Raw genomic sequence first — 26,280 nt, 5'->3', positions numbered from 1 at the left:
CGGCACTTTCCACCTACCCCCCAATCGAAAGCCCGGCGGCGCGGCCGCGCAGCAGGCCGATGAGATCGGTGGTCCGCTCCTCCGACGTGTCGATCGGAACCACCAGGCACATCGTCGCCTCGACCTTGCCTGGCGCTGAAAAGACGGGCACGGCGAGGCATTTCGTATAGGCGTCGACGAGGCCCGAGGTGACGCAGTAGCCGGTCACCCCTGCCTTTGCGATGTCGGCGATGAAATCCTCGAGCCGCAGCTTGCGGCCGTCGGGCAGCACGAGATCGTCGTCCGACACCATGGCCTCGATCGCCGCTCTATCCAACCCCGCAAGCAGGAGGCGGCCCGAGGCGGTCCAGGGCAGCGGTATCTGCAGGCCGGTGGCCGAGCTGATGCGGAACGGCCTGGTGCCGGGGCTGGAATGGACGATCGTGTAGCGGCCGCTCTGCAGCATGCACAGTTCCGAGGTCTCGCCGGTCTCGCGCGACAGATGATCGACCTCCTGGCGCCCGCGTCGCAACAGGTCGTTGCCGCGCACATAGTCCATTCCGTAGAGGTAGAGCTTCTTGCCGAAATAGACGCGGTTGCCATCGCCGGCCATTTCCAGCAGCCCGGCATCCACCAGGGACCGCACCAGCGTGTAGGTGGTCGAACGCGGCGCATTGACCCCCTTGGCGAGATCGCCAATACCGATCGCACGCTGCGTCGTGTGAAGAAATTCCAGGATCTCCAGGACCCGGTTGAGACCCTTTTCACGGGAGCCCGGCGTCTTCTCGTCGGCTGAAACAGCCAAAACACTACCATCTTGCATTGTCGATTCCCGGTGTTAGTATCTGTCTTGTACAGGATACATGCGTCTCTTGTAAGAGACAACCTTTGATAATCGCTGTCGCGTGCATGGCCTGTGCATGGGGAACACAACACGAAAGGAGGTCGCCGTGAACGACACATCCGGAAGACGTGATTTTCTGAAATTGGGAATGGCGGGACTTGCGACGGCAGGCGTTCTGGCAACCGTCGATGCGCAGAAGGCCGCAGCGCAAGCCGCATCCGACAGCCTGCTGCGCACCGTGCTCGACCGCGGCAAGCTGATTGTCGGCACCGGCAGCACCAACGCACCCTGGCATTTCGAGAACGATGCCGGCGAACTGGTCGGCATGGACATCACCATGGGCCGCATCCTCGCCAAGGGCCTTTTCGACGATCCGACCAAGGTCGAGTTCGTCATGCAGGATCCGGCGCAGCGCATTCCCAACGTCACCACCAACAAGGTCGACATCACCATCCAGTTCATGACCATGACGGCCCAGCGCTCGCAGCTGATCAACTTCTCCCGACCCTACTATGTCGAGGGCGTTGCCTTGCTGACGCTGCCGACCGCCGAGAACAAGACCTTCGACAAGCTGCTCGCCGGCGGTTCGGCGACCCGCATTTCCATCCTGCAGAATGTCGACGCCGAAAGCTCGGTCCGCTACGCTCTGCCGCAAGCGCAGGTGCTGCAGATCGACACCCAGGCCAACGTGCTGCAGGCGCTTGAATCCAAGCGCGCCGACGCTGCCGCTGTCGACCTGTCCACCGTTCGCTGGCTCGCCTCGCGCAATCCCGACAAGTATTTCGATGCCGGCAAGAGCTGGTATTCGATGCTTTACGGCGCAGCACTTCGGCAAGGCGATCTCGACTGGCTGACCTTCGTCAACCAGACCTTCACCATCGCCATGTTCGGCCATGAATCAGCGCTCTACGACGCAGCCTTCAAGGACTATTTCGGCCAGGAACCGCCGGCGCGTCACCCCGGCTTCCCGGTCATCTGATCCCGGCTTGCGGAAGGGCGGCATTCCAGCCCTTCCGCAATCGACTCGACGCCCTTCACACCGAGGCGGATGCATGGGCTATGCCCTCAATTTCAACCTGATCTGGCGGCATTTCGACAAGCTCTGGGGCGGCCTGCTGCTCAGCCTCGAACTTGCCGTGATCTCGATCGCCATCGGCGTCGTCATCGGCCTGGTGCTCGCGGTCTGGTACGTCTCGGCCGGACGCGTGGTGCGGGCGGTGATCGCGGCTTATGTCGAATTCATCCGCAACGTGCCGCTGATCCTGCTGGTCTATCTCGTCTTCTACGGCCTGCCGACCGTGGTCGACCTGGCCTACAGCGCACCAACCTCATTTGTGCTGACCCTGTCGGTCTATAGCGGCGCCTATCTGGTCGAGGTGTTTCGCTCGGGCCTCGAGGCTGTCCCGCGCGGACAGCTCGATGCCGGCAAGGCGATCGGCCTGACGCCTTGGCAAAGGCTGCTTCATGTGCGCCTGCCGACCATGCTGCGCATCACGCTGCCGGCGCTCTCCAACACCTTCATCTCGCTGTTCAAGGACACCTCGATCGCCTCGGTCATCTCGGTGCCGGAACTCACCTTCGGCGCCCAGTGGATCAACTTCAACACCTTCCGCATCGTCGAGGTCTACCTGGTCACCACCGCCATGTATCTGGTGACGGGCTACATCATGCTTTTTGGGCTGCGGCTCGTGGAACGCCGGTTCAGGGCGGCGCGCTGACATGCCGGGCCAGATCCTCTACGCACTGCCCTTCCTTGCCGCAGGCTTCGCCGTGACCTTGTGGGTCTCGCTGCTGGTCGTGGTTCTGTCGCTCATCGCGGGCGTCCTGCTGGGCGTTGGCCTGGTCTATGGACCAATGCCGCTGCGCTGGGCGGTGCGCATCTTCTCGGACACCATTCGCGGCATTCCGATCCTGGTGCTGATGTTCTTCGTCTATTACGGCCTGCCCGCGATCGGGCTGCATCTGCCGTCGTTCTGGGCCGCGGTTTCCGCGCTCACTCTGTTCAAGACGGCGCAGGTCATCGAGTATCTCAGGGGCGCGGTCGGCTCGATCCCGAAGGGACAGTCCGAGGCCGCGATGGCGATCGGGCTGACCTTTCGCCAACGGCTCACCTACGTCATCTTTCCGCAGGCCTTCAGGCGCTTCCTGCCGCCCTGGATCAATGGGGTCACCGACGCGGTCAAGGGCAGCGCACTGGTGTCGCTGCTCGGCATCACCGACTTGATGCAGGCCATCAACAAGGTCATCGGCCGCACCTACGAAGCGATGCCGCTCTATATACTGGGCGCGCTCATCTATTTCGCGGTCAACTACGCACTCTCGCTCGCCAGCCGGCGGCTCGAGCGGCGTTTCTCCTTCATCCGGGAATAGCACGATGTCCGAAGCCCCAAACGTCGGTCCGGTACTGCTCGACGTGCGCGACGTCTCAAAAGCCTTCGGCACCGTCGAAGTGTTGCGCTCCGTCAGCCTTCAGGTGAAGCGCGGCGAGGTGGTGACTGTCATCGGCCCTTCCGGTAGCGGCAAGACCACCCTGCTGCGCTGCGTCAACTTCCTCGAAAGCTACGACAGCGGCTCGATCCGCATCGATGGCAACGAGGTCGGCTACCGCGAGGCCGGAACGCGCCAGCGCCGCAGCGAGCGCGATCTTGCCGCCATGCGTGCCGAGACCGGCATGGTGTTCCAGAGCTTCAACCTGTTCCCTCACCTGACGGCGGCCGGCAACATCATGCTGGGCCTGACCAAGGTGCGGGGAAAGAAAGAGGCCGAGGCGCGATCGATCGCAGAACACTGGCTCGGCCGCGTCGGCCTCGCCCACAAGGCCGACAGCTTGCCGGCTGAACTCTCCGGCGGCCAGCAGCAGCGCGTCGGCATCGCCCGCGCCGTGGCCATGGAACCGAAGATCCTGCTGCTCGACGAGATCACCTCCGCCCTTGACCCCGAACTGGTCGGCGAGGTGCTGGCCGTGGTGCGCAGCCTGGCCGAGGACGGCATGACCATGCTGATGGTGACCCACGAAATGGCCTTCGCCCGCGACGCTTCGAGCCGCATCGTCTTCATGGCCGACGGCGGCGTCAGCGCCGTCGGACCGCCGAGGGAGATCCTCGCGGCGGAGACCACCAACGAGCGCCTCCGCACTTTCCTGGCGCGCTTCCGCGCCTCGCACTTCTAAACTCAGGCGGCCAGGCCGCCCAAGGAGCCTTCATCCATGACGCCTTATATCAGGCTCGCCGAACTCGGCCTGACGCTGCCCGAGCCGCCGACGCCGATCGCCAACTTCGTCACCCATGCCGAGAGCGGCCGGTTGATCTTCCTCTCCGGCCAGGGGCCGCTGCGCGCCGACGGCACACTTTGCACCGGCAAGGTCGGGGAGGATGTGACGGTCGAGCAGGCCTATCAGCATGCCCGGCTGACCGGGCTCAACCTGCTTGCCGTCATGCATGCCGCCGCCGGCGATCTCGGCCGCATTGTGCGCGTCGTCAAGCTGCTCGGCTTCGTCAATGCGACGCCGACCTTCAGCGACCATCCAAAGGTGGTCAATGGCTGTTCGGACCTGTTCGCTAATGTCTTCGACAAGATCGGCGGCCACGCGCGCTCGGCGATCGGCGTCGGCTCGCTGCCTGGAAACATCACCGTCGAAATCGAAGCGGTCGTCGAGATCGCCGCCTGACCTGCCACCCACGGGATTTGCTCACATGAAAACCTATTCCGACACCGGCTCCAACACCACCATCCGCGAACGGCTGGGCTTGCGGCCGATCATCAACGTCTCCGGCACCATGACCGCGCTCGGCGCCTCGATCATCGTCCCGGAAGCCATCAGAGCCATGGCCGAAATGGCCTCGCAATGGGTGGAGATGGACGATCTCCAGCGCGCGGCGAGCACGGTTGTCGCGCGCCTCACTGGCGGCGAGGCCGGCTTCATCACCGCCTGTTGCGCGAGCGGCATCACCATGGCGATCGCCGGAGCGATGACCGGAACCAACCTGCTCGCCATCGAGCGTCTGCCCGACGACACCGGCGACCTCAAGTCGGAGGTCGTCATCCAGCTTGGCCACATCGTCAATTACGGCGCGCCGATCGACCAGTCGGTCCGCGTTGCCGGCGCCAGGGTAGTGCCCGCCGGCACGGTCAGCGTCACCCAGGACTATCATGTGCGCGAAGCGATCAACGAGCGCACGGCGGCGGGCCTCTACGTCGTCGCCCACCACACCGTGCAATACGGCATGCTGTCGCTGGAGGAGTTCTGCGAGATCTGCCACGCCAAGGGCGTGCCTGTCATCGTCGATGCCGCGTCCGAATACGATCTGCGCTGTTTCCTCGCGCGCGGCGCCGATGTCGTCGTCTACAGCGGCCACAAATTCCTGAGCGGGCCGACCAGCGGCATCGTCACCGGCCGCAAGGACCTTGTGCGATCAGCCTATCTGCAGAACCGCGGCGTCGCCCGCGCCATGAAGGTCGGCAAGGAAAGCATCGCCGGCACCATGGCGGCGCTCGAGGCCTGGGAGAAGCGCGACCATGCCGGCATCCGTCGGTGTGAGGAGGCGGCACTCAATCTGTGGAAGGACACTTTGCAGGGACTGCCCGGCATCGCCGCCATCATCATTCCCGACCCCACCGCCAATCCGCTTGACCGGCTGCAGATATTCGTCTCGCCCGAGAGCCGCTTCACCGCCGCCGGTCTCGCCTCGGCGCTTGCCGCCGGCTCGCCGCCGATCATCGTGCGCAACCATGAGGTCGAGCGCGGCCATTTCTTCCTCGACCCCTGTAATCTTCATCCCGGCGAGGCGGAACTCGTCGCTGAGCGCCTGCACGCCGTACTGACCGCGAAGGAGCGCCCGGGCGACGCGATGAAAATTGCGCGCAAGGATTCGTCGGGTGTTTTGCGCTGGCCGGATTGATCGCCAACCGACCATGCCGAAAGCACCGGCTGATCACGCGACCGTGAACAGCCGGATTTGCCCGCGCGGGAATAAATCGTCTCCTCAACAAGTCTCCTCGACATACGCCACGGCTGGCGTTGAGGAGATCGGCATGCCCCGTCATCGCGAGCACAGCGAACCTGGCTGCGGCGGCAGCCGCCGTCATGCGCTGGCGAGCATGACCGTCGTCAGTCCCTCCTCCGTGGCGCGCTTTCTTTTCATCGCGCTTGACACTGGTGAGGCAGATGAATTCACTTTCAGCAAGGCAAGCGACTTTGCCCGTTTCCGGGGGCTTTGCCCCTGCAAGCCAGGCAAAATCGCTGTCGCATCTTGAGGCGGCACGGCCTGTCCGCTCCGGAGGGGATCATGGTGCTGCTTTGAGCGAGAGGGCCATGGCAGAGCGCTTTAATCAGGTGGTGCTGCCGCATCTCGGCGACGCGCTGGCGCTTGCCCGCTGGCTGACCGGCAATGCCGCCGACGCCGAGGATGTCGTGCAGGACGCCTGCATCAAGGCGCATGCCGGCATGTCAGGCTATGCCGGCGGCAATGCCCGTGCCTGGCTGCTGACCATCGTGCGCAACACCTCCTACACCTGGATGGCGCGCAATCGGCCGCGCGCCATGATGGCCGTCGGTGATCTCGGCGATCTCGACGACATGGCGGCGGCCCATGGCACCAGCCTGCCCGATGAGGACGGTCCGGAAGCGAGCCTCATCGCCAGGGCCGATACGGCGGCACTCGAGGCGGCAATCGCTGCCCTGCCGCAGCCGTTTCGCGAAACGCTGGTGCTGCGCGACATTAACGGCCTTAGCTATCGTGAGATTGCGGCCATGCTCGACGTGCCGATCGGCACGGTGATGTCGAGGCTGGCCCGTGCCCGCAGCGTGCTGGCATCTGAACTGGGGATAGCGCCATGACCGGCCATGACGACGGACTGCCCAATGATCCCGAAGGTATCAGACTGATGATCCACGCCCTTGTCGATGGCGAGCTTGATGCGGCGGCGGCCCTTGCCGTGGAGCGTCGCATCGCCGCCGACCCCCGGCTTGCCGCCGAACATGCCCGCATCCTTGCCTTGCGAGGCGCGGTCAGCCGCTTGCCACGCCCCGAAATCAGCGACGCCTTTCGGACCCGCATCGCGGCAATCGGCATGGCGGGCACCGACCAGCAGGACCAAGGCGATGCGGCGCAGCCGCAGCGCGGCACGCCGTCGAAGCTCCCGGGATTGATTGCCGGCGCGGGCCAGCGACGGGAAGCCGGGACGCGTCCTTCGCAGGCACGGACATCGCCAAGGGCACGCCGCTTCGGCTCGTTCGACTGGCGCGCCATGGCCGCGTCGATCATGATCAGCGCGGTGCTGGCCAGCGGCGCGACGCAATGGGTGATGTTCAACGGCGCGGAAGACGGCTTTGCCGCCGCTGTAGCCAGCGGCCATCGCCGCAGCCTGCTCGCCGCAAGCCCGATCGACATCGTTTCCTCCGACCGCCATACGGTCAAGCCTTGGCTCGACGCCCGGATCGGCGTCTCGCCGCCAGCGCCCGACCTTGCCCAGGACGGTTTCGCCCTCATCGGCGGCCGGGTCGAGGTGATATCAGGCCGGCCGGTGCCGGCACTGGTCTACCGTCACCGTGAGCACCTGATCACGCTCGTCGCCGAACCGCAGCAGGGCGGCAAGACCACTCAGCCGGATGATCTTTCCTCGGGCGGCTTCTCGATGGTGCACTGGAGCGACGGCGCCTTCTCCTACTGGGCGATCTCCGACATGGAGCGGCCCGAACTCGACGACTTCGTCGCCCGCTTCCGCAAGGCGGCGGTATGAGCCGGATATGGCCGTCGGCACCTCGCCGATGGCCTGAAATCCTTGCGGCCCCGCGCGAATTCCGCTAAGGCGCGCCTTTGTCGCCGGGGAGCAGAAGCTTGAACGATCAACGCGCCGACGTCGCCATCATCATGGGCAGCCAATCCGACTGGGCGACGATGCGCCAGGCAGCGGAGACGCTGGAGGCGCTTGGTGTCCCCCATAAACGGCTGATCATTTCGGCGCACCGCACGCCCGACCGGCTCTATGAATTCGCCAAGGGCGCCAAGGCGGCCGGCTACAAGGTGATCATCGCCGGCGCCGGGGGTGCGGCGCATCTGCCCGGCATGACGGCGGCAATGACGCCACTGCCGGTGTTCGGCGTGCCGGTGGAATCGAAGGCGCTGTCGGGCCAGGATTCGCTGCTATCCATAGTCCAGATGCCGGCCGGCATTCCGGTCGGAACGCTGGCCATCGGCAAGGCAGGTGCGGCCAACGCCGCCCTCCTAGCCGCTGCCGTGCTGGCGCTCAATGACGACAAGCTTGCCCAGCGCCTCGACGCCTGGCGCGCCTCGCAGACCGCCAAGGTCGCGGCCGAACCGACGGACACGCCGTGAGCCTGCCCGCCGGATCGACCATCGGCATCATTGGCGGCGGCCAGCTTGGTCGCATGCTGGCAATGGCCGCTGCCCGCCTCGGCTACCGCACCGTCGTGCTGGAGCCACAGCCGGATTGCCCGGCCGCGCAGGTCGCCAACCGGCAGATCACGGCCGCCTACGATGACCCGGTCGCGCTTGCTGAACTGGCCACGGCGAGTGCCGTCGTCACCTATGAATTCGAGAACGTGCCGGTGGCCGCTGCAACCGCGCTTGCCGCCAAGGTGCCGGTCTATCCGCCGCCGCGCGCACTCGACGTGGCGCAGGACCGGGTGAGCGAAAAGACATTCCTCAACGGCATCGGCATCGCCACCGCCGATTTCCGTCCGGTCGACACCGACGACGAGCTGGCGGCGGCGCTCAAGGCATTCGACGGCAGCGGCATCCTGAAGACGCGGCGCATGGGCTATGACGGCAAGGGCCAGCGCGTCTTCCGCAACATCGAAGCCGGCGGTTTCGCCGGCACCTGCGAGGCAATGGGCAATGTGCCGCTGATCCTGGAAAGTTTCGTGCCGTTCGAGCGCGAGATTTCCGTTATCGCCGCGCGGGGGCTGGACGGCACTGTCGCCGCCTATGATCCGGCCGAAAACGTGCATCGCAATGGGATTCTCCACACATCGACCGTGCCGGCCGGCGTTGCGCCGGCGACCGCGCGGGCCGCGAAAGACGCGGCGACGAAAATCCTGTCGGCGCTCGACTATGTCGGCGTCATCGGTGTCGAATTCTTCGTACTGGCCGACGGTTCGCTGCTGGCCAACGAGATCGCGCCCCGCGTCCACAATTCCGGCCACTGGACCGAAGCCGCCTGCATCGTTTCGCAGTTCGAGCAACATATCCGCGCCATTGCCGGCCTGCCGCTGGGCAGCCCCGACCGCCATTCCGATTGCGTGATGGAGAACCTGATCGGCGACGACGTGCTGCGCGTTCCAACGCTGCTCGCCGAGCCCGACCTGATGCTGCACCTCTACGGCAAGGCGGAAGCCCGGGCCGGCCGCAAGATGGGCCACTTCACCCGCATCGGCCGCCGCGGTTAGAGCAATTCCAGGAAAAGTGTGTCCGTCCGGAATAGCGTAACAACCGCTCTGATAGCAAACACGCCTATTGCACCTCGTCGCTCTCGTCCTCGCCGGGACTGGCGCAAGTCGCATCGCCTTCCTCGCAATTGGCCGAGGCGGCGAGCTGCTTGATGCGATCATTGCTCAGCCCGGTCAGGCATTGCGAGACCTCCATCGCATGGATGGACCCGCCTTGGCTGGCGGCCGTGGAATGCGTGCACTCGGCGTCGCGGAAGGCGATCCAGGCCCGTTGCGCCGCCTGCAGCGATCTCTTTCCATCGGCATCATCGGAGCTGATCAGGTCCTGATAGGCCTTGTTGAGCCTGGCGTCGGCGGCTTGATAGTCCTCGCCGGCACAGATGTTCATCATTTGCTGGCTGTCGTCGGAACGGTCGCATTCCTGCGCTCGGGCAGCCGCGCTCGCCGCCAGGACGACGAGGCAGGCGGACAGGAATATTCGGCGCATGGTCGTCCCCAAATCACTTGAAGCAAACGGCATCATCCCAGCCGGCTCATGGCCGCGCAATGCCACGGGGCCGACATGGCGGATATTTGATGATATCAGGACGCGGAGCACGCTTGCGATCGACTTACGGTTGACATGGGCAAGGCTCCTCGTTTATGAGCCACCCACCGTTCAAAAGGCGCGTCTTCTGGCGCGCCTTAAAATTTCGACCCGGAACCGGGTCCACACCGACAGGCAAGACCATGAAGATCAAGAATTCGCTCAAGGCGCTGAAGGCGCGTCACCGCGACAACCAGCTGGTTCGCCGCAAGGGCCGCGTCTACATCATCAACAAGACCGCCCCCCGCTACAAGGCGCGCCAGGGTTGAGTTTTCGGCCGGAGGCTTTTTGCCTCCGCCCATTGATGTTTGTCGGCCTGCCGATCCTCTCACGCTAAAATCACTTTGCGGTTCCGCCGCCCGGGACTAGAGTCGGGCGATGCGGATCCTTTTTGCATTCTTGACGACTTTCCTGGTTTCCGGCGTCATCTCCCTGCCGACGCAGGCCGGTGACCGGCCGATCGCGGTCGCAGCCACGGATGGTCAGTCGGCGCCCTCCGATGCCCAGCCCGCGGCCCGGGACACTCCGGCCCCGCCAATGACGAAGCAGGCGCGGATCGACAAGCTGTTCTCCGACCTGAAACGCGAGCGCAACGAAAAGGCCGCCGAGCGCATTGCCGGCAACATCTGGAACGAGTGGTTCCAGTCCGGCAGCGCCTCGATCGACCTGATGATGCAGTGGTCGCAAAAAGCGATGAACGATCGGAAGTTCGATGTCGCGCTCGATTTCCTGGACCAGGTGGTGACCTTGCAGCCAAACTACGCCGAAGGCTGGAACCGCCGCGCCACCGTGCATTTCATGATGAAGAACTACGGCAAGTCGATGGCCGACATCGACCGCGCGCTGCAGCTCGAGCCACGCCATTTCGGCGCGCTGTCGGGCCTGGCCCAGATCATGGCGGAGACAGGCCACAAGCAATCGGCGCTCGAGGCCTGGCAAAAGGTGCTGGCCATCTACCCGATGATGCGCAGCGCCCAGAACCAGGTCGCCACCCTGTCGGAAGAGCTTGCCGGCGAAGGCATTTGATAGACTAGGCGGCAGGGGAAGAGGCCCCTACTCCCCTACTCCCCTACTCCCCTACTCCCCTACTCCCCTACTCCCCTACTCCCCTACTCCCCTACTCCCCTACTCCCCTACTCCCCTACTCCCCTACTTATCCCCCTCCATTCCCGTATATCCCCGCATGAACCTGATCTATGCCGCGCTCGCCTTCCTGATGGCGCTTGTCCTTGCCCTTGTCGGCGTGACCCGCGTCGGCTCATGGCTGATCGAGCACCGCAGTCCGCCGGCCGGCGAATTCGCAGACATCGACGGCGCCCTCATCCACTATGTCCACATCCCCGCCCCAGCCGATGCGGATCTGCCTCCGATCGTCTTCATCCATGGCGCCAGCGCCAATCTCAGGGATCAGATGCTGCCGTTGAGGCCACTGCTCGAAGGGCGTGCCGAAATGCTGTTCTTCGACCGGCCGGGCTTTGGCTGGTCGGGACGCGGCCCAGGCAACAATGAGGACCCATCGGAGCAAGCCGCAACCATTGCCGCACTGATGGACCGTCTCGGCATCAGGAAGGCAATCATTGTCGGCCATTCCTTCGGCGGCGTGGTGACGGCGACTTTCGGCCGCGAGCATGCGGACAAGACGCTCGGCCTCGTCTTCCTGGCACCGGCAACCCATCCCTGGCCGGGCGGCGCGACGTCCTGGTACTACGACCTGACCATCATTCCGGTGATCGGCCGGCTGTTCTCCGAGACCCTGAGCTATCCTGCGGGAACATTGCGGATGGCTGATACCACGACCTGCGTCTTCTCGCCCAACAAGGTGCCGGACAATTATCTCGCCTCAGCCGCGATCCCGCTGGTGCTGCGGCCATCGGCCTTCCGCGCCAATGCCACCGACGTCGCCGGGCTCTATCGGTATGCACTTGGCGCCGCGCCGCGTTACAAAGAAATCACGGCGCCGGCCGTGGTCATCTCCGGCGACCGCGACAAGGTCGTCTACGCGCATATCCATTCCGTTGGCCTGGTGCGCGACATCTCAGGCGCCGAGCTCGTCTGGGTGCATAATCTCGGTCACAAGCCGGACTGGATCGCCCCCGATCTCGTCGTCGGCGCCATCGAGAGGGTCGCCGGCAGGGATATCGATCTGCAGGCGATTGCCAGGAAGGTGGAGGCACGGATTGCCGGCGACGCCTATGGCGTGGGCAAATGCGCCGACATCAAGGAACCTGGAGCGGAGCTCGCGCCGACCTGATGCATGCCATCCGAAAATGGTCATCACAAGACGCCACCGGGACCTGAGCGGCATGTACATCCTGAAACACGGCATAAAGAGATATCCCGAAAAGCGATGGGCGTTGCCGGATCGCATCTTCTTCGGTTACGGCGCGTGCGCCATTCTCGCCGGCACCTTCCTCAAGCATCCGCCTGTGGAGGGATTTTACGGCGAACGGATCATTCCTGACGAAGGCTTTTCAGGAAACCATATCTATGTGACGGACGGCCTGATCGCTTTCGACTATCACGGCTATTGCGCGCGAGAGCGGTTGCTCGAACACCATGAAAGAGGCTGGGCCGCGCGGAACGCCGGATGGCCTTGCACGATTGCGAAGGTCGATTTCGATCTGCTCGATACCACCGAGCTCAACCGGCGAAAGATGCTGGGCCCGGATCAGTATCTGTACGACCCCATCCCCCGCGCACGGCGGTTTCTCCAGCGAAGAAACCATGCTGAAGCCGCGGCAGGAGCGCTCAGGATCGCGACCAGGCTGGCGGCCGATTATCGGCCGGTTTCCGATCCGACATAGGCAATGCGCAGCATGTTGGTCGATCCCGGGGTTCGCAGCGGCACGCCTGCGGTGATGATGACCCGGTCGCCCGGCTTGCCGAAGTCTTCTTCCAGCGCAATGCGGCAGGCGCGGTTGACCATGTCATCGAGATCAGTGGCGTCCGGCGACACGACGCAATGCGTGCCCCACAAAAGCGACAGCCGCCGCGCCGTGTTGACGATCGGCGACAGCGCTATGATCGGCACTTGCGGGCGCTCGCGCGCGGCGCGCAGGCCGGTGGTGCCTGATGCCGTGTAGGTGACGATCGCCGACAGTTTCAGCGTTTCGGCGATTTCGCGGGCGGCCAGCGAAATGGCGTCGGCTCCGGTCGCTTCCGGCTCCGAACGTTGTGCGTTGATGATGCCGGCATAAGTCGGATCTGTTTCGACTTTGGTGGCGATGCGGTTCATCATGGCAACCGCCTCGACCGGATAAGCGCCCGCCGCCGATTCCGCCGACAGCATGATGGCGTCGGCGCCTTCGAAGACGGCGATCGAAACGTCGGAGACCTCGGCGCGGGTCGGCACAGGGGCGGTGATCATCGATTCCAGCATCTGCGTGGCGACCACCACAGGCTTGCCGGCGCGGCGCGCGGCGCGCGTGATCTGCTTCTGGATGCCGGGCACGGCTTCCAGCGGCATCTCGACGCCGAGATCGCCGCGGGCAACCATCAGAGCGTCGGACAATTCGATGATCTCGGCCAGGCGGGTGACGGCCTGCGGCTTTTCGATCTTGGCCATGATGAGCGCGCGGCCGCGCGCGATCTTGCGCGCTTCGGCCAAGTCTTCCGGCCGCTGCACGAAGGACAGCGCGACCCAGTCGACGCCAGTGGCGAGCACCGCGTCGAGGTCCTTGCGGTCCTTCTCGGTCAGCGCGCCGACCGGCAGGTCGGTGTCGGGCAGGCTGACGCCCTTCTTGTCGGAAATGGTGGTGCCGGCAATGACGGTGCAGACGATCGACTTGCCGTCGCTCTTCACCGCCTTCAGCTCGAGCTTGCCGTCGTCGATCAGGAGGCGATGGCCAGCCTCGACCGAACTCAGGATTTCAGGATGCGGCAGGTAGACCCTGGTCGAGGTGCCGGGCGCGGGATTGTCGTCAAGCGTGAACGTCTGGCCCAGCGTCAGCACTTCCTTGCCGTTGGCGAACTTGCCGACGCGCAGCTTCGGACCTTGCAGGTCGGCCAGGATGCCGATCGGCCGGCCGACTTTTTCCTCGACGGCGCGGATGCGTGCGACCAGCGTGCGCATCAGCTCATGATCGGTATGGCTCATATTGATGCGGAAGACATCCGCACCGGCTTCAAACAGCTTCTGCAGCATCTCCTCGGACGAGGAGGCCGGACCGATTGTGGCTAGGATCTTGACCTTGCGGCTACGTCTCATTGACTATTCGTTCCCGGGGCGGCTGGGGCGCCTCCCGTTGCGGGCTCATCGGTGAGCTGGACCATCCAGCTTGCCTGCTCGCCCGTGTCATATTCCTGGAATCCGGCGCGCTGGAAGCCTCGGGCGACGCAGTCGCTTACGCCGGCGATCTTGAACTCTTTTTCAGCCACGCACATGTTGATCGGGCCGTCCCAGCGTCCACCGCGCTCCGCGTCTTCTGCATAAAGATAATAAAACCTTGATGACAGCGGCCCTTCGATCAACGTCTTGCAGCTCGATCCTTCGATGTGCCACCAGCCCTCGGTGATCCAGCCGGCTTTGGCACGATAGCCGATGCCGACGCCGACCAGGTTCTGTGTGGCGTTGCAGACGCGGAAATCGGCGCGCGCCGGCGAGGCCATGACCATTGCCGACACGCCGACGGTCAGGATCAGGAGCGGCATGGCGAAGCCGGAGCGCATGCGCTGCCTGCCGGCGGAACCCATTCCAAAACCCCTCAAGAACCACATCAGCATCTCTCTGCGCCCCTTTTCGGAAAAGTCCGGGCGCATGTCAACGCACCGTTTCAACCAATCCAATCGATTTAGGAAGGCTCCCGGCGCACGATCCGTCGCCCCTTGCCAGATTTCAGCGGAAACCTTGGCCAAACAACGGCATTGCGCACGCGTCGTCTTCGTGGAATGACGATAGCACCCTCCCCGGAAGCCAGCGAACAGCCCATTTCCCGCCAATGACCCGATCCACAGTTTTCGCGCCATTCGATATCGTCGAAGGCGACCGCAAGCGAGGCATCGTGCTCCTGGCCGATCATGCCCGCCGCGACCTGCCGGAGGAGTATGGCAGCCTGGGGCTGCCGTCGGTCGAATTCGACCGCCATATCGCTTACGACATCGGCGTCGAAGCCGTGACGCGCGAACTGGCGGCCCTGCTGGATGCGCCTGCGGTGCTCGCCAATTTCTCACGGCTGCTGATCGATCCCAACCGCGGCGAGGACGATCCAACCCTCATTCGCCAGCTCTATGACGGCACGGTCGTGCCGGGAAACTATCCCATGGCACCGGAAGAACGCGAAAGGCGGCTTGATCGCTTCTACCGTCCCTATCACGATGCGATCGGCGCCATGATTGCATCGGTCGCGCAAGCCGCCGGCAAGGCGCCCTTCATCTTCTCGGTGCACTCCTTCACGCCTGCCATGCAAGGCAAGCAGCGGCCCTGGCACGTCGGCATCCTCTGGGACAAGGACGACCGGGTGGCGCGGCTGCTGATCGACATGCTGGCTGAAGACAAAAACCTCATCGTCGGCGACAACGAACCGTATGACGGCGCTCTGCACGGCGACACCATGTTCAAGCACGCCATCGTCAATGGCTATGCCCACGCGCTGATCGAAATCCGCCAGGACCTGATAGCGGACCAGAAGGGCGCCATCGCCTGGGCCGAACGGCTGGCGCCGATCGTTGACGCCATCGACCGCCGTCCCGATATACATGCGGTAAAGATGTTCGGCTCGCGTACCGGGCCGCTATGACGGAGGTTTCGATGACCGAACTCAGCGACGAGCAGAAGCGTGATTTCGAAGCCGCTGCCTTTCGCCGGCTGGTCGAGCATTTGCGCGAACGCGGCGACGTTCAGAATATCGACCTGATGAACCTCGCCGGTTTCTGTCGCAACTGCCTGTCGAACTGGTATCGCGAGGCGGCCAACGCCGAGGGTGTCGATCTCTCGAAGGACCAGTCGCGCGAGATCGTCTACGGCATGCCCTATGCGCAGTGGCAGGCGCTCAACCAGACAGAGGCTTCGGACGCCAAGAAGGCGGAATTCGAAGCCAGGCGTCCCAAGGATCACTGAGTCCGTTTGGCCCAAATGCTTTCCCGAAAGAGCGCTTGACTGAAAATTGAATCGATCTAATTTGCCGCGCAAAGCCATTTTCTGACCGGATTCGCCTCATGAACGCGCCGAACGCCATGCAGACTGCCATTCGCGGCCGATGGGCCGTGGCGGCCATTTTCCTCGCCAATGGCTTCCTGACCGGCAGCTGGGCGCCACAGATTCCGGTATTCCTGACGCGCCTGGACATCTCGAAATTCACGCTCGGCCTGCTGATCCTTTTGTTCGGCGCCGGCGCGGTCACCGCCATGACATGGTGCGGCCACCTGATCTCCAAACATGGCTCGCGCACCGTGCTGCGCTGGTTCGGTCTCTGCGGCAGCCTCGGCCTGCTGGTCGTGGCGCTGGCGCCCGACGTGCCGCTGGCGGCCGTCGCCATGTTCATCTTCGGCGGCTCGATCGGCGGCATGGATGTAGCCATGAATGCCAATGCGGTGGTGGTGGAACGGCGGCTGGGGCGCGCCATCATGTCCTCGTCGCACGGCTTCTGGAGCCTCGGCGGTTTCGCCGGCGGCGCCCTTGGCGGCTTTGCCATCCAGAATTATGGCCACCTCGCCCATGCTTCGGTGGTGACCGCGCTTGCCTTCGCGGCAATCGCGGCGGCGGTGCCCCATATCGTGGCCGAAAACAGGCCACAGGCGGCCGAGCATCATAAATTCGCCCTGCCGGCAAATCCGTTGGTCTACCTGATCGGCCTGATGGCCCTGCTGACGATGATTTCCGAGGGCGCGGTGCTCGATTGGGCGGCGCTCTATCTGCGGCAGGAACTCGGCGCCGACCTCGCCGTCGCCGGCCTTGCCTATGCGGCCTTCTCCGGCGTCATGGCGATCATGCGCTTTTTCGGCGATGGCGTCCGCAACCGCTTCGGCGCGGTGATGACACTGCGCGGCTCAGCCATCGTCGCGGCCGCCGGCATGCTGATTGCCGGCCTGTCGCCCTCGCCCTGGCTCGCCATATCAGCCTTTGCGCTGTGCGGCTTCGGCATCGCCAACATGGTGCCGATCATCTTTTCGGCCGGCGGCAACCAGGAAGGCATGTCGTCGGGCACCGGCATGAGTGTCGTCACCACCATGGGTTATTCCGGCATTCTGGTGGCGCCGTCGGCGATCGGCTTCGTCGCCGAGCATTCCAGCTTCGGCCCGATCTTCATCGCCATGGCGGTTCTGCTGATCGTCGTCTTGCTGATGGCCGGATTGGCTCACCGCGCCGAATTCGCTCCTGACGCGGCACCTGCCGAATAGCGCTTCAACTCCTCATGGAGAAAGTCAGCCACACGGCGGATGCGCACGCTGCCGCGCACGTCGCGATGCATGGCCAGCCATATCGGGAGAGCAGGCAATGGCAGTCCGGGCAACACCTTTTCCACCAGCGGATCGCGGTCTGCCAGCGGCTCCTGGCCAAGACCAATGCCGTTTCCCGCCCGCACCGCTTCCCAGAGCACGGTCTGATTGTCGGCCCTGAAGCGGAAACTGCTTCGGGTGACCGGGATACCATATTGGGAAAAGGCTCGGATCATCTCGTCGCTGCGATCGAAGCCGATCAGGGCGTGATGGACGAGATCGGCCGGCCCCATGGGACGGCCGCGCCCACCGAGATAGGAGATGGCCGCGCAGGCGCAGAGCGGGATATCGCAGACTTTGCGCGCCACCAGTTCGTTCTGCGCCGGCTTGACCATGCGGATGGCAATGTCGGCATCCCGGCGCAACAAGTTCTCGACCTGGTTCGACGCAACGATCTCGACCTCGATGCCGGGTACCTCGATGCCGAGCCGCGCCATCATGTCGGGCAGCACATAGGCGGCCACCACTTCACTGGCGGCAATCCGCACCGTGCCTTCGATCGCCTCGACCGAGCCCAGCGCGAGCCGTGAAAAGGCACTAGCCTGTTCGCTCACCACCTTGCCGCGTTCGAATAGCGTGGCTCCCGCTTCCGTCAGCGCGTAGCCGTTTCGCCCGCGCCGGAAAAGCGTGACGCCGAGCGCCTGTTCCAACTCCCCGATGTGACGTCCAAGCGTCGGCTGGCTTGCCGACAGCTTTCGCGCCGCAGCCGACAGGCTGCCGGTTTCCGCCACGGTGACAAAGCTCTTGATCAGGTTCCAGTCGATGTCATCCATTCAATAATGAATATCAAACCTGCATTCATAGTCAATTTCAATTCATTGATGAAACAATCATATTCACCCTGCAAACACCGACACGGAACTGCAACAACCAACCAGGAGTAATCCAATGACCAAGATCGCACTCACCGCCGCCGCCCTTCTCATCGCCGCCAGCACCGCTTTTGCCGGCAGCGACAAGTTTGGCTCGGGCAATGCCAGCCAGCCGGCCGTCGCAGGCACGGACAATACGACCGACTTCGATCAGCGAATCGGAGTCGACCAATCAGAAGCCTGTCGTGCCGGGCAGTAACCGCGACCTCTTCGGCAGCCGCTGAACGACGGTCCTCGGAAGATCCAGAAAGCGGCGGGCTTGTCCCGTCGCTTCACGGCAAACCCCGCACTTCAAGACAAAGCCCGGCACTCCAAAACGAACCCCCGCACTTCAAAACGAACCCCCGCACTTCAAAACGAACCCCGCACTTCAAACGAACAAGGAGACGAAGAATGACCAAGATCGCAATTCTCGGCGCTAATGGCCGGCTCGGTCGCGTGGTTGCCAAGGCCTTCATCGACGCCGGTTTCGACGTCCGCGCCGTCACCCGTACCGGCAAGGTGCCGGCTGAGCTTAAGGGCGCCACGGCTGTTGCCGGCGATGCGCTGGATCGCCAATCTCTGATCCAGGCCACCGAAGGCGTCGATATCATCTTCAACGGCCTCAACCCGATCTACACCGACTGGGGCAAGTGCCTGCCGATGGCCGAAAATGTCATGGCCGCCTGCCATGCCAACGGCGCGCTGCACCTCTTCCCCGGCACCGTCTACAATTACGGCTCGCCAATGCCGGCGGTGATCACGGAAGACACCCCCTTCCACCCGACCACGGAAAAAGGCCGCATTCGCTGCGCCATGGAGAATTTGTTCCGCCGTGAGGCCGAGTCCGGCCGCGTGCGCACGATTCTTCTGCGCGCAGGCGATTTCTTCGGTGGCACCGGCAGCGGCTCCTGGTTCGACCAGATCGTCGCCGCCAAGATCAACAAGGGCATCTACACCGCGCCTGGTCCGTCCGACCTCGTGCATGAATGGGCCTATCTCCCGGACTTCGCAGTCGGTTTCGTCGCGCTTGCCCGCAATCTCGACAAGCTCGGCCTCTATGAGGCGCTGAACTTTCCGGGACACGCCGTCACCGATCTTCAGATCAAGGCCGCCGCCGAGAAGGCCGTCGGCCATCAGCTCAAGATGACTTCCATGCCCTGGTGGGTGCTGCGCGCCGGCAGCCCGTTCGTGGCGATGTGGCGCGAGATCGTCTCGATGTCATACCTGCGCTTCGAGCCGCACCGGCTGGCCTCGACGCGGCTGGAAGGCATCATCGGCGAAATCCCCCACACGCCGCTCGACCAGGCGGTCGCCGAGGCTCTCGAAGATATCGGCATCGCTACCGTAAATGGCACCGCGGAAGCAGCCTGAGGCTCGTCGCGGCCAAGCCGGCCAGCGGCAACAGCCGCTCAGAGCCGTCCCATCAACACCAGCACGAGAATCACCACCAGCACCACACCGACAATGCCCGAAGGTCCATAGCCCCAGGATCGCGAGTGTGGCCAGGCCGGCACCGCTCCGATGAGGACAAGGATCAGGACGATGATGAGGATGGTGCTGATCGGCATGACAAATTCCCCGCTCTGCGTTGCTTCGGAGACGATGCGTGGCATCGGCCTTGGGGAAAATGCAAAAGGCCGCCCGGTTGTTCCGGGCGGCCTTTGCCAGTCAGATCGGCAAGCCTGTCTATTCGGCGGCTTTCGGGTAGGCAATCGCCGGCTCGACACCTGCATCCGCTGCCGGCGTGTCCGACGAGATCTCGCCCTTGCCGCGCCGGAACAGGCGGCTGAACCAGCCGCGCCGCGCACCGGGCTTGACCTTGGCGCGCGTGAACACCATCAGCATCGACGGCGTCACCACCAGCGTCAGGATGGTGGCAAAGGACAGGCCGAAGACGATCGCCGAGGACAGCGAAATCCACCATTGCGTCGACGGCGCGTTGATCGTCGTCTCGTGATGGAAGATTTCGAGCCCAAGCCCGAAGGCGATCGGCAGCACGCCGAGAATGGCCGATACCGCCGTCAGCACGACCGGGCGGGCACGCTCGCGGCAGGTCTGCAGCACCGCGTCCATCTTGTCCCAGCCCTCTTCACGCAGCCGGTCATAGGTGTCGATCAGCACGATGTTGTTGTTGACCACCACGCCGGCCAGCGCGATCACGCCGATGCCCGACATGACGATGCCGAACGTCTCGCCCGTGATCAGCAGTCCTAGGAACACGCCGATCGTCGCCATGACCACGCAGGACAGCACCAGCCAGACGCTGGTGAACTTGTTGAACTGCGCCAGCAGCACCAGGAAGATCAGGAAGATAGCGGCACCGAAGGCTTTGCTGAGGAAGGCGCTGGCCTCCGCGCTGTCCTCGTTTGAGCCGGCAAGCTTCCAGCGGATGCCGCTGCCGAGATTCATGTCGGTGACCGCCTGGGTAACCTGCTGCTGCACGGCGGCGACCTGGGCGCCGGCGGCAACGTTGGCCTGCACCACCACGGTACGGGCGCCGTCGATGCGGTTGAGGATGCCGACGCTCGGCTTCGCCTTGCGCACGACGAAGTTCGAGATCGGCACCGATCCTTGCGAGGTCTGCACCCTGAGCTCGTCGAGCGTCGACAGCGTGCGCCGGTCCTCCGGCAAGCGCAGCCGGATGTCGACAGCCTTGTCAGCACCGGCAGGCCGGTATTCCGAAAGCTTCAGGCCGTTGGTTACGAGTTGCACCACCGTCCCGACGGAGGTGGGGCTGATGCCATACTGGGCAGCCTTGGCCCGGTCGACCTCGAGTGCCCAGTCGACGCCGGGCGGCGGCAAGCCATCGGAAATGTCGATGACGCCGGGCACCTTGGCGATGCGTGCCGCGACTTCGCGCGCCCTCTCGTCCAATCCCTTGGGGTCGATGGCCGAAAGCCTGATCTGGATCGGCTTGCCGGTCGGCGGGCCGGCTTCCGGCACGCGCACCTCGACATCGACGCCGGGAATGCCGGCCATCACGCCACGCAGGTCGTTCAGGATATCGTTGGCCGATTTGCGCTCGCGCCAATCGATGAATTCGTACTGGATGACGCCGACGACGTCTTCGGGCACATCCTGGCCGCCGCCCTCGGATTTGCCGACGCGGGTATAGACCGACTTCACGCCCGGCCAGCCGAGCAGCCGGCTTTCGGCGATCTTGGTCGCGGTATCCATTTCGGCCAGCGAAAGGTTGCCGCGGGCATGCACATAGAGCAGGCCGTAGTCGGGTTCGACGCTCGGGAAGAACTCGACACCGGCACCGTACTTCGAATAACCAACGAAGATACCGGCCAGCAAGACGACGGTGAGCACCATCACGGTGATGGGAAAGCGTACTGCCTGCTTGACGACAGCCATGTACCAGCCGTCGCGATTGCCATCCTCGTGATGCTGCGGCGCCTTGGCGAAGATCGCCCCCAGCGTCGGCGCGAAGACCAGCGCATAGAGCATCGAGGCCGACAGCGTGACGATCAGCGTGATCGGCATATACTTCATGAAATCGCCGATGATCCCCGGCCAGAACAGCAGCGGCGAGAAGGCGGCGATACGCGTCATCGTTGCCGCGATGACCGGACCGGCCATGCGCTTGGCGGCAAGCGCGAAGGCTTCCTGCTTCGGCATGCCCTCGCTCATCCGTCGCTCGGCGAACTCGGTGACGATGATGGCATCGTCGACCAGCATGCCGACGGCCAGGATCAGGCTGAACAGCACGATCATGTTGATCGTGTAGCCCATCATGGCCAGCAGCAGGATGCCGATCAGGAAGGATGACGGAATGGCCAGCCCAATGAGCAACGAGGCGCGCCCGGACAGCGCGTAGAGGATGACGATGAACACCAGGATGACGGCGATCATCACGTGGTTCTGCAGATCGCCGAGCAACTGGTTGACGAAGACCGACTTGTCCTGCGTGTAGGTGACGTGCATGCCTTCGGGCATGGTCTTGACGAAGGTGTCGGACACCTCCCTGACCTTGGTGAGCGTGTCGATCAAATTGGCGCCGATGCGCTTCTTGACCTCGATGGCGATGGCCGGCTTGCCGTTGAGGCGGGTGATCGTCGTGGCATCGGCGAAGGTCGAGCGGATCGTGGCGATGTCCTTGGCCTGAACCACGGCATTGGGACCGGCAACCACGGGAAGTGCCGCCACATCCTCGGGCTTCTCGATCAGCGACGGCACCTTGACTGCGTATTTACCCTGGGAGCCCTCGATGTTGCCGGCGGCGACCAGGCTGTTGGACGCACCGACTGCGCCGATCAGCTGATCGAGCTGCAAGCCGTAAGACGACAGTTTCATCGGATCGATGACGACTTCGACCAGATCGTCGCGGGAGCCTTGCAGCGAACCTTCGAGGACGCCGGGCACTTCCTCGATACGGTCGCGCAGTTCGCGCGCCGCGGCCGCCAGCACGCGTTCGGGCAATTCGCCCGACAGCGTGACGACGAGCACCGGAAATTCGGAAATGTTGACCTCGGTGACGACCGGCTCCTCGGCCGCCTGCGGCAGGTCGGCCTTGCCGTCCTGAACCTTGGAGCGCGTATCCTGCAGTGCCGTCGCCAGGTTCGTCTGCGGCTGGAACTCGACCAGCACATAGCCGCCGCCCTGGAAAGCGGCCGAGCGCATCTCCTTGAGGCCCTTCAGGCTCTTCAGCTTGCTTTCCATCGGCCGCAGCAGAAGGCGCTCGGAATCTTCAGGCGAAATGCCTTGATAGATCAGGCTGACATACATCATCGGAATCGGAACGTCGGGTTCCGCTTCCTTCGGTGTCGACTGATAGGCGACCCAGCCTGCAATCAGCAGGAAGACCAGGACCGAGATGGTCAGGCGGGCATTGTTGATTGCGAGTCTGACGATATCCATGACTTATGCCTGCTGTTGCTTTCGGGAGTGGCGAACGGACATGCCGGCGCCGGGCAAGGCCCGGCGCCGGCGCCCCGCGCTACTGCGTCCCTGCGGTGGCTTCGCCGATCAGCTTGTTGATGGTCGCCTGGTCGGCCTCGACCGGCTTGACCTCATCGCCTTCCTTCACCAGTTCCTGGCCGGCGACGATGATGCGCGCGTCGGCCGGGATGCCGCCGAGCACGAGACCGGTCGGCGTATCGTCGACCAGATCGATCGGGAAGAATGCCACCTTGTTGTCCTTGCCGACGGCGCGGATGCCGAGATCACCCTTGTCGCCGAGCGTCACCACCGAGCGCGGCAGCAGGACGGCGTCGGTCGGCAACGCGCTGAGCTGGATTTCCGCCGTCATGCCGGCCGGCACGGAGCCATCGGCATTGGGGATGGCGATCTCGACACGGAAGGTGCGGGTCGCCGACGACGCGTCACGGCTGATATAGCGCACGGTGCCTTCGACGGTCTGGCCGCTGACCAGCCGAACGCTGGCCTTGTCACCGATCTTGAGGTAACCGAGGTCGCGCTCGCTGATCTCGCCGCGCGCGATCACCGGATCGAGCTTGAGGATGGTCGCTACCTCGCCGCCCTGCATGACGGAGCTGCCGAGTTCCACCGGCACCCGGTCGATGACGCCGTCAAACGGCGCCTTCACTTCGTTGCGGTCGAGCTCGGCCTGCGCGGTGTCCAGCTGGGATTGCGCTAGGGTCAGATTGGAGCGAGCAGTGTCGAGCTGCAGCTTGGGCAAATTGCCGGTCTTCATCAGCCGCAACGACGCGTCCAGCTCGGCCTGGCGCTGCGCGACAAGCTGCTTGGCATTGTCGACCATCGAGATCTTTTCCTCGGCGGCGAGCATCAGCACCAGGTCGCCGGTCTTGACGCGATCGCCTTGTTTGACCGGCAGCCTGTCGATGACGCCGGCAACGCGGGTTGCCAGCACCGCGCGCTTGTCGGCTTCGGTCAGCCCGGAAATGCGGATGGCGCGCGCATAGGTCTTGCGAGGCGGCGTCACCACCGCGACGGTGCGCAGCGCGGCCTTCGGTTCGGCTTCCGCCGTCTTCGGCTTGCTCGCGTCCGGCGCCTTGCCCTGCTCGACCTCGGCTGCCTTGGCCTTGTCGGCCGCTACGCTGCCGACCGACGAGAACTCGCCTGTCGCCATCCACGCCGCGAAACCGATAAGCACAACAATGGCTGCAAGCTTGTGAAACCTGATTTTAGGCATCGTCATTTTTCCACTGCGGGTTCGGCCAGCACCGCGTCTTATGACGCGGGCGCGTCGCCGATATGGGTGCGCGCCTGACCGTGTTCAAATTGCCGTGATCGGCGAGCGCGCTTCTACATCAAAGTTGCATCGCAATATAGTCCTAAAGTTGCAGCAGCATTGCATAGCCGGACAAGGTGTGGCAGCCATGAAACGGTTCTTCGTGACTTGCCAGTCTACTTGACGAAGCGGCCCGCCGGCTCACGTGGCCCTGAAACGCCGGCTACGCGGTGGCCAGCCCCGCTCGCCATGGGCCGTCTCCGGAATACAGTTGCGATCCGCATCACATCGCTGATTGAAGCTCGGGCACAAACCAACGATCCGCGTCAGTGCGATCGGCGAGGGACAATGGCTGCGGCGCCACGATACTCCGCCAAAGATCTGGAATCGCTCAGGAAAACGCACGGCAGCCGCTTCGGATCAGGCTTGCCGATCCCAATGCACCGAAGTCAAACCAGATGCTGAAAACGCCAATGCGCCGGCGCGATAACGCCCCGAATCGTCGTGCCCTGACACGTGCGACGTCGGGCGTGGCGCGAGGCAGGCGCCGGAACACCGGGTGTATCTGTCCCATTCGCAATTCTGTATCGAGCGCTGCATGTGAGCAGGTAACGAGCGCCCCGGAGGTGGTGCCACTGACCGTCAGTGGCAGCAGACGTCAGGATGATGAGGGCTCTTCCGCACGCCAAGGTTGCTGTCACGCCAACAACCTCTCTGACGCTCCGCGGATGACGCCCGCGATTGCCGGCAAACGCGGCCCCTCCAAGCCTGTGCCGTCAGATTCAGGCCCGACGGCGCTCGGCCTCCGGGTTCTTGCGCACGGCGAGAAATTCCTTCACCCGACGGCCGGGTGCGGGACCGCGTACCGGCTTGAGTCCATCGTCGAGTTCGCCCGAGAGATCGAGCGTAGCCCGCTTGCCGACCGCGTCATAATTCTCTTCCAGCCAGTCGCTGGCGGCGGTACGGCCGAGATCGCGCAGATAGGTCAGGAAGGCCCATTCGGCATTGATCTTGGACGATGCCGACAAATCCTTGAACGCCTCATCGGCATCGATGCGATGCATGCGGATGTCACGATATTCGCCATGCGGCAGGCGGCCGGCGGCGATCAGTTCCTTGACGAAGGCGATCGAGCGGAATTCGCGCAGCAGGCCGGCGTTGAAGGTGATCTCGTCGATGCGGTTCTGGATCTCGTTGGCGCTTCTTGGTGTTCCCTCGCGCACCACCGGATTGATCTGCACCAGAAGCACGTCCTCGGTCGCTGCCGTCTTGAAGAACGGGTAGAGCGCCGGATTGCCGCCATAACCGCCGTCCCAATAGGGCACCCCCTTGATCTCGACGGCGCGGAACAGTTGCGGCAGGCAGGCCGACGCCATCACCGTGTCGAGGTCGATCTCGCCATCGGAAAACACCCGCAACTGCCCTGTCTCGACATTGGTGGCGGAGATGAACAGTTCCATCGACTTGCAGGCGCGAACATTCTTGAAGTCAATCTCCCGCGCGACCACGTCGCGCAGCGGATTGAGGCCGAGCGGGTTGGCGACATAGGGCGAAAACACCCGCGACATGGTGTCGAAGAACACATAGCCCGGCGTGTTCTCGATCGACCAGTTGCCCCAGGCGACATCCCACGGCATGCGCTGCACCGGGCTGAATCGGCCCTTTGCCGCCACCGCCTGCCAGAAATCGTCCAGCTTCCGCCTGGCGCCCTCAACCCCGCCACGCACGAAACCATCGGCCAATGCGACCGCGTTCATGGCGCCGGCACTGGTGCCGGAAACCGCCGATATCTCAAGCCTGTCATCCTCCAGCAGCCGGTCGAGCACGCCCCAGGAAAAGGCCCCGTGCGAGCCGCCTCCCTGGAGGGCGATGTTGATCTTCTTCTTTTCCTCCGCCTTGCCGTTCTTCGTCATGGCGTTCCTGTCATCCTGATGCGCCGGCCTGCCCCAACGTCATTGGAGGGAAGCAGCTGTCGCCGGCCTATGTTGCAGTGCAGCATATAAGGACGGACCAAGGCAA

Annotated in this window: 29 protein-coding genes; 20 read left to right on the top strand and 9 right to left on the bottom strand. The window is 64.0% G+C overall.

The genetic code is table 11. From position 1 onward, the window contains the following. Nucleotides 1-13 precede the first annotated feature (13 nt). Complete coding sequence (locus O7B34_RS17100) at nucleotides 14-802, bottom strand: IclR family transcriptional regulator (RefSeq protein ID WP_337147161.1); 789 nt, start codon at nucleotides 800-802, stop codon at nucleotides 14-16. A 169-nt stretch (nucleotides 803-971) separates the two neighbouring features. Between O7B34_RS17100 and O7B34_RS17095 the strand changes: the two genes are divergently transcribed. From O7B34_RS17095 to O7B34_RS17045, 11 genes are all read left to right on the top strand, one after another. Beyond that, a complete protein-coding gene (locus O7B34_RS17095) occupies nucleotides 972-1,802 on the top strand; it encodes a transporter substrate-binding domain-containing protein (protein WP_337147322.1) in 831 nt (276 codons plus the stop codon). 73 nt (nucleotides 1,803-1,875) lie between these two features. Then, on the top strand, nucleotides 1,876-2,541 hold the full coding sequence (locus tag O7B34_RS17090) for an amino acid ABC transporter permease (RefSeq protein WP_027141859.1): 666 nt from the start codon (nucleotides 1,876-1,878) through the stop codon (nucleotides 2,539-2,541). Between the two features lies 1 nt (nucleotide 2,542). Continuing rightward, a complete protein-coding gene (locus O7B34_RS17085; RefSeq protein WP_337147160.1) occupies nucleotides 2,543-3,193 on the top strand; it encodes an amino acid ABC transporter permease in 651 nt (216 codons plus the stop codon). Between the two features lie 4 nt (nucleotides 3,194-3,197). Further along, on the top strand, nucleotides 3,198-3,992 hold the full coding sequence (locus O7B34_RS17080; protein WP_337147159.1) for an amino acid ABC transporter ATP-binding protein: 795 nt from the start codon (nucleotides 3,198-3,200) through the stop codon (nucleotides 3,990-3,992). 36 nt (nucleotides 3,993-4,028) lie between these two features. Beyond that, nucleotides 4,029-4,490 (top strand): RidA family protein, encoded by a 462-nt coding sequence (locus tag O7B34_RS17075; RefSeq protein WP_027141856.1) that lies wholly within the window; start codon nucleotides 4,029-4,031, stop codon nucleotides 4,488-4,490. A 25-nt stretch (nucleotides 4,491-4,515) separates the two neighbouring features. Then, nucleotides 4,516-5,721 (top strand): aminotransferase class V-fold PLP-dependent enzyme, encoded by a 1,206-nt coding sequence (locus O7B34_RS17070; protein ID WP_337147158.1) that lies wholly within the window; start codon nucleotides 4,516-4,518, stop codon nucleotides 5,719-5,721. 133 nt (nucleotides 5,722-5,854) lie between these two features. Then, nucleotides 5,855-6,076 (top strand): hypothetical protein, encoded by a 222-nt coding sequence (locus tag O7B34_RS17065; protein WP_337147157.1) that lies wholly within the window; start codon nucleotides 5,855-5,857, stop codon nucleotides 6,074-6,076. 58 nt (nucleotides 6,077-6,134) lie between these two features. After that, complete coding sequence (locus O7B34_RS17060; protein WP_337147156.1) at nucleotides 6,135-6,659, top strand: sigma-70 family RNA polymerase sigma factor; 525 nt, start codon at nucleotides 6,135-6,137, stop codon at nucleotides 6,657-6,659. Next, nucleotides 6,656-7,561, top strand: coding sequence for an anti-sigma factor family protein (locus O7B34_RS17055; RefSeq protein WP_337147154.1), 906 nt, complete (start codon nucleotides 6,656-6,658; stop codon nucleotides 7,559-7,561). The genes O7B34_RS17060 and O7B34_RS17055 overlap by 4 nt, the downstream gene beginning before the upstream one ends. A 98-nt stretch (nucleotides 7,562-7,659) precedes the next feature. Beyond that, nucleotides 7,660-8,157 carry a 5-(carboxyamino)imidazole ribonucleotide mutase gene (gene purE / locus O7B34_RS17050; RefSeq protein ID WP_027141852.1) on the top strand — a complete coding sequence of 166 codons (498 nt, stop codon included), beginning with the start codon at nucleotides 7,660-7,662 and terminating at the stop codon, nucleotides 8,155-8,157. Then, on the top strand, nucleotides 8,154-9,230 hold the full coding sequence (locus O7B34_RS17045) for a 5-(carboxyamino)imidazole ribonucleotide synthase (RefSeq protein WP_337147153.1): 1,077 nt from the start codon (nucleotides 8,154-8,156) through the stop codon (nucleotides 9,228-9,230). Before purE ends, O7B34_RS17045 begins: the two co-directional genes overlap by 4 nt. Nucleotides 9,231-9,294: 64 nt before the next feature. Here O7B34_RS17045 and O7B34_RS17040 read toward each other — a convergent pair whose 3' ends face one another. After that, nucleotides 9,295-9,717, bottom strand: coding sequence for a lysozyme inhibitor LprI family protein (locus O7B34_RS17040; RefSeq protein WP_337147152.1), 423 nt, complete (start codon nucleotides 9,715-9,717; stop codon nucleotides 9,295-9,297). A 242-nt stretch (nucleotides 9,718-9,959) separates the two neighbouring features. On the opposite strand from O7B34_RS17040, the gene ykgO reads away from it, so the two are divergent. The 4 genes from ykgO (at nucleotide 9,960) to O7B34_RS17020 (ending at nucleotide 12,620) form a co-directional block, all read left to right on the top strand. Beyond that, nucleotides 9,960-10,085 (top strand): type B 50S ribosomal protein L36, encoded by a 126-nt coding sequence (ykgO, locus tag O7B34_RS17035; RefSeq protein ID WP_006327841.1) that lies wholly within the window; start codon nucleotides 9,960-9,962, stop codon nucleotides 10,083-10,085. 109 nt (nucleotides 10,086-10,194) lie between these two features. After that, complete coding sequence (locus O7B34_RS17030; RefSeq protein ID WP_337143034.1) at nucleotides 10,195-10,842, top strand: tetratricopeptide repeat protein; 648 nt, start codon at nucleotides 10,195-10,197, stop codon at nucleotides 10,840-10,842. Between the two features lie 157 nt (nucleotides 10,843-10,999). Beyond that, nucleotides 11,000-12,067 (top strand): alpha/beta fold hydrolase, encoded by a 1,068-nt coding sequence (locus tag O7B34_RS17025; RefSeq protein WP_337147151.1) that lies wholly within the window; start codon nucleotides 11,000-11,002, stop codon nucleotides 12,065-12,067. A 52-nt stretch (nucleotides 12,068-12,119) separates the two neighbouring features. After that, nucleotides 12,120-12,620 (top strand): hypothetical protein, encoded by a 501-nt coding sequence (locus O7B34_RS17020; RefSeq protein ID WP_337147150.1) that lies wholly within the window; start codon nucleotides 12,120-12,122, stop codon nucleotides 12,618-12,620. Here O7B34_RS17020 and pyk read toward each other — a convergent pair. Together pyk and O7B34_RS17010 are read right to left on the bottom strand one after the other, a co-directional pair. Continuing rightward, entirely contained in the window at nucleotides 12,593-14,023 is a 1,431-nt protein-coding gene (gene pyk / locus O7B34_RS17015) for a pyruvate kinase (RefSeq protein WP_337147149.1), read from the bottom strand. The genes O7B34_RS17020 and pyk overlap by 28 nt on opposite strands. Beyond that, nucleotides 14,020-14,466 (bottom strand): DUF1036 domain-containing protein, encoded by a 447-nt coding sequence (locus tag O7B34_RS17010; protein ID WP_245262044.1) that lies wholly within the window; start codon nucleotides 14,464-14,466, stop codon nucleotides 14,020-14,022. The genes pyk and O7B34_RS17010 overlap by 4 nt, the downstream gene beginning before the upstream one ends. A gap of 287 nt (nucleotides 14,467-14,753) precedes the next feature. On the opposite strand from O7B34_RS17010, the gene O7B34_RS17005 reads away from it, so the two are divergent. The 3 genes from O7B34_RS17005 (at nucleotide 14,754) to O7B34_RS16995 (ending at nucleotide 17,151) form a co-directional block, all read left to right on the top strand. Next, a complete protein-coding gene (locus O7B34_RS17005; protein ID WP_337147148.1) occupies nucleotides 14,754-15,551 on the top strand; it encodes an N-formylglutamate amidohydrolase in 798 nt (265 codons plus the stop codon). Nucleotides 15,552-15,562: 11 nt separating this feature from the next. Continuing rightward, the gene (locus O7B34_RS17000) at nucleotides 15,563-15,871 is read left to right on the top strand and encodes a DUF1244 domain-containing protein (RefSeq protein WP_337147147.1); all 309 of its coding nucleotides are present in this window, start codon (nucleotides 15,563-15,565) and stop codon (nucleotides 15,869-15,871) included. Nucleotides 15,872-15,969: 98 nt separating this feature from the next. Then, nucleotides 15,970-17,151, top strand: a complete 1,182-nt coding sequence (locus O7B34_RS16995; protein WP_027141843.1) for an MFS transporter — start codon at nucleotides 15,970-15,972, stop codon at nucleotides 17,149-17,151. Here the strand turns inward: O7B34_RS16995 and O7B34_RS16990 are convergent. Continuing rightward, nucleotides 17,109-18,023: a LysR family transcriptional regulator gene (locus O7B34_RS16990; RefSeq protein WP_337147146.1), complete on the bottom strand. Its 915-nt coding sequence runs from the start codon at nucleotides 18,021-18,023 to the stop codon at nucleotides 17,109-17,111. The genes O7B34_RS16995 and O7B34_RS16990 overlap by 43 nt on opposite strands. Nucleotides 18,024-18,138: 115 nt before the next feature. Between O7B34_RS16990 and O7B34_RS16985 the strand changes: the two genes are divergently transcribed. Beyond that, nucleotides 18,139-18,321, top strand: a complete 183-nt coding sequence (locus tag O7B34_RS16985) for a hypothetical protein (protein WP_442920971.1) — start codon at nucleotides 18,139-18,141, stop codon at nucleotides 18,319-18,321. Nucleotides 18,322-18,515: 194 nt separating this feature from the next. Then, the gene (locus O7B34_RS16980; RefSeq protein ID WP_337147145.1) at nucleotides 18,516-19,475 is read left to right on the top strand and encodes an SDR family oxidoreductase; all 960 of its coding nucleotides are present in this window, start codon (nucleotides 18,516-18,518) and stop codon (nucleotides 19,473-19,475) included. Nucleotides 19,476-19,513: 38 nt separating this feature from the next. Here O7B34_RS16980 and O7B34_RS16975 read toward each other — a convergent pair whose 3' ends face one another. The 4 genes from O7B34_RS16975 to O7B34_RS16960 all read right to left on the bottom strand — a co-directional run bounded on the left by O7B34_RS16975 (nucleotide 19,514) and on the right by O7B34_RS16960 (nucleotide 26,174). Next, a complete protein-coding gene (locus O7B34_RS16975) occupies nucleotides 19,514-19,672 on the bottom strand; it encodes a DUF3309 family protein (protein ID WP_337143027.1) in 159 nt (52 codons plus the stop codon). Nucleotides 19,673-19,790: 118 nt separating this feature from the next. Beyond that, entirely contained in the window at nucleotides 19,791-22,967 is a 3,177-nt protein-coding gene (locus tag O7B34_RS16970) for an efflux RND transporter permease subunit (RefSeq protein ID WP_337147143.1), read from the bottom strand. Nucleotides 22,968-23,046: 79 nt separating this feature from the next. Continuing rightward, nucleotides 23,047-24,222, bottom strand: a complete 1,176-nt coding sequence (locus O7B34_RS16965; protein ID WP_337147142.1) for an efflux RND transporter periplasmic adaptor subunit — start codon at nucleotides 24,220-24,222, stop codon at nucleotides 23,047-23,049. An 821-nt stretch (nucleotides 24,223-25,043) separates the two neighbouring features. Further along, a complete protein-coding gene (locus O7B34_RS16960; RefSeq protein WP_337147141.1) occupies nucleotides 25,044-26,174 on the bottom strand; it encodes a patatin-like phospholipase family protein in 1,131 nt (376 codons plus the stop codon). Nucleotides 26,175-26,280 lie beyond the last annotated feature (106 nt).

The sequence above is a fragment of the Mesorhizobium sp. Cs1299R1N3 genome, assembly GCF_037179625.1.
In the GTDB taxonomy this organism is placed as follows: domain Bacteria; phylum Pseudomonadota; class Alphaproteobacteria; order Rhizobiales; family Rhizobiaceae; genus Mesorhizobium; species Mesorhizobium salmacidum.
This window is presented reverse-complemented; position numbering and strand designations above follow the sequence as displayed.